Here is a 2,329-nt window from a genome sequence, read left to right as displayed (position 1 = left end):
CCCTGGTGGCGAGCTGGTCAGCCACCGCGTCAACACACCTGAAGATCCTGTGACCGCGGATACCGCGGTGTTCCGGTCAGGTCCTACGCCACCTGTCCGGAGGGCGTGCAGCGCGCCGTCTTCCAGAGTTGCGCAGACGCTGTTTGCCAGTCAAACGCGTGCTCGCTGGGACCGTGCTGTTTCAGATGCTCAAGCCGCGCGACAGCTTCCTCGACACTTGGCCGATGCCCTGCCGGTACCCACCACAACACCATCGACGGGCCCTCGAAATGTTCGAACCAGTCGGGACGGCGGCCGTAAAAGCGTTTGTGGACCGTCTGCCAGACGAAATGCTCCAGCGCGTCGATATTCTCCCACACCGAAAAATTGACGATGATACGCGGGTCGGCGTAAGGCCGCGTGTTGGTGGCGCTGCCGCTGTCGTCGATATAGCGCCAGATGAATCCGGCGCTGCGTTCGGCGACGCCGTTCACCAGTTCAAGATTGTTGGTAAAATCCGCCATGCGCGGATCGTCGATCTCGTATCTGATACGGCCGATGTTCAGTTCTGCAAGGTGATGGTTGGGTGGCTGTTGCAAGGTCCTGCTCCGTCGCCAACGAACGCGGCAATTCACGCCGCCCGCATTGACGAGAGTTTAGACGGGTAATCGCTGCGATTCAAACCCGGACAATGCAGGCGGCCACGAGCAACCTGGCGCTGCGCTAACGAGCGTCCACCGGTAAACGCCTCAAACCTTAAACACCTTCGCGTAGTGCGCCTTCAGTTCTTCGCTCGCCGCCTCCACCGCGGCCGGATCGGATTTCAGCATCTTCACTTCCGACATCGGCTTTTGGCCCGGGTGCGGCTTCACCTCGGCGTGGAAAGAGCGATGGGCGAATTCGTCGACCAGCATCTGCTGGGCCTCGCGGCTGAAGAAGAAGCTCTGGAACAGCCGCGCTGCATTCGGGTTGGGCGCGTTCTTGAACACCCCGCTCGGAACGATGATCAGCGGTGAACCTTCGAGCGGATAGACCACCTCGACGGGCTTGCCCTGATCCTTGAACACGACGAGGTTGTAGTCGTTGCCGTCGGCCATGACCGCGCGCTCGCCGAGCATGACCTTTTTCGGCGGATCGCCCGCCGATTGCACCTGCATCACTTTTTGCTTGGCGAGTTTTTCCAGATAAGACCAGCCGAGATCGCGCGAGAGCACGAAGGTCGCCGTCAGGATGGCGCCGCTGTAGCTCGGGTGAGCCTTGACGATCTTGCCCTGCCATTTCGGGTCCAACAGGTCGGCGTAGCTTTTCGGCGCGTCTTCGGCCTTCACCAGGTTGGTGTTGTAGCCGATCGCTTCAAACCAGGCGCACGCGGTCGCGTACAATCCGCCGGGATCGATCTGGTCGACGGGAAAATGCTTGACGACATCTTCCGGCAGATAGGGCGCGAGCCAGTCCTTTTTCTTCCAGTCGAGGTAGTGCGAGACGTCGGTGGAGTTGGCGACGTCGACCGCATGGATGCCACTGTCGTTTTCCTGGGCGATACGCTGAAAGATGCGCTCGGCCCCTGAACGCTCGACGTGCACGGCGATCCCGGGATATTTGGCTTCGAACAATTTCCCCAGGCGTTCGGCCACGTCCAACTGGATCGCCGCGTAGTAGGAGATCTTGCCCTCCTTGCGCGCGGCCTCGATCAGGCCAGGAGTGACGGCGGAGGGTGCAATCGTGGCAGCCCTGAGAGGCTCGGCGAAAAGCGCGCCCGATGCCAATCCCGCCGAGACACCGAGCACCTGCCGGCGTGACCAATTTCGCTTATTCATGGCGTTTCCCCGCGGCAAAACCGCTGTTTTTGATTACTTGCGGTGCCATGTTAGCGGACATTGCACGCTGCAGCACTACCGCTTTGGGCCAATAAGCTTCGTCATTCCGGGGCGCGAGTGCAACGAGCGAGCTACGATGTGCAATGGCATCCCGGAATGACGACACTTCCTTGACACACTGTCGGGCGCATCGCCTGATTTGCCCCTCGTGCCAATTGGCGACACCGGCGTGGCGCCAGCGCCGAAAACTTCCCCTTGCGTTGTCGGGCAAATCACGTCCAATAATTCGGCCGTCTCGCGCTCCTCACGGAGGGGCGCTTCGCGGTCGTCACGAACGTTGAGCGCGGGATGCGATGGACGCGGCAGCACGGCAGACGAACGCTGCCTGTCGCGGACGGTGAAGTCGTGTGGTTCTGATATCTCGACGCTGATATCAAACTCTCAAGAAGCCAACGCTTCTCGGGGGTGACGGCGGCAAGAAAGCCCGATCGCCGGGAAGAGCACGAAGGAACCCGTAAAACCATCGCGCAGGA

At 60.8% G+C, this 2,329-nt stretch carries 2 protein-coding genes; both read right to left on the bottom strand.

The genetic code is table 11. From position 1 onward, the window contains the following. Positions 1–83: 83 nt before the first annotated feature. Positions 84–578 (bottom strand): DUF3291 domain-containing protein, encoded by a 495-nt coding sequence (locus WB528_RS00925; protein ID WP_423886556.1) that lies wholly within the window; start codon positions 576–578, stop codon positions 84–86. 150 nt (positions 579–728) lie between these two features. Beyond that, positions 729–1,796: an extracellular solute-binding protein gene (locus WB528_RS00920; protein WP_423886555.1), complete on the bottom strand. Its 1,068-nt coding sequence runs from the start codon at positions 1,794–1,796 to the stop codon at positions 729–731. Positions 1,797–2,329 lie beyond the last annotated feature (533 nt).

This window comes from Bradyrhizobium sp., from assembly GCF_049586575.1.
Taxonomy (GTDB): domain Bacteria; phylum Pseudomonadota; class Alphaproteobacteria; order Rhizobiales; family Xanthobacteraceae; genus Bradyrhizobium.
The sequence above is the reverse complement of the archived record's forward strand: the minus strand, read 5'-3'. Positions and strand labels throughout refer to the sequence as shown.

What these genes read in the sequence shown, in the direction of transcription:
- WB528_RS00920 (WP_423886555.1), bottom strand. Translation starts at nt 1,796, where the DNA reads ATGAATAAGCGAAATTGGTCACGCCGGCAGGTGCTCGGTGTCTCGGCG.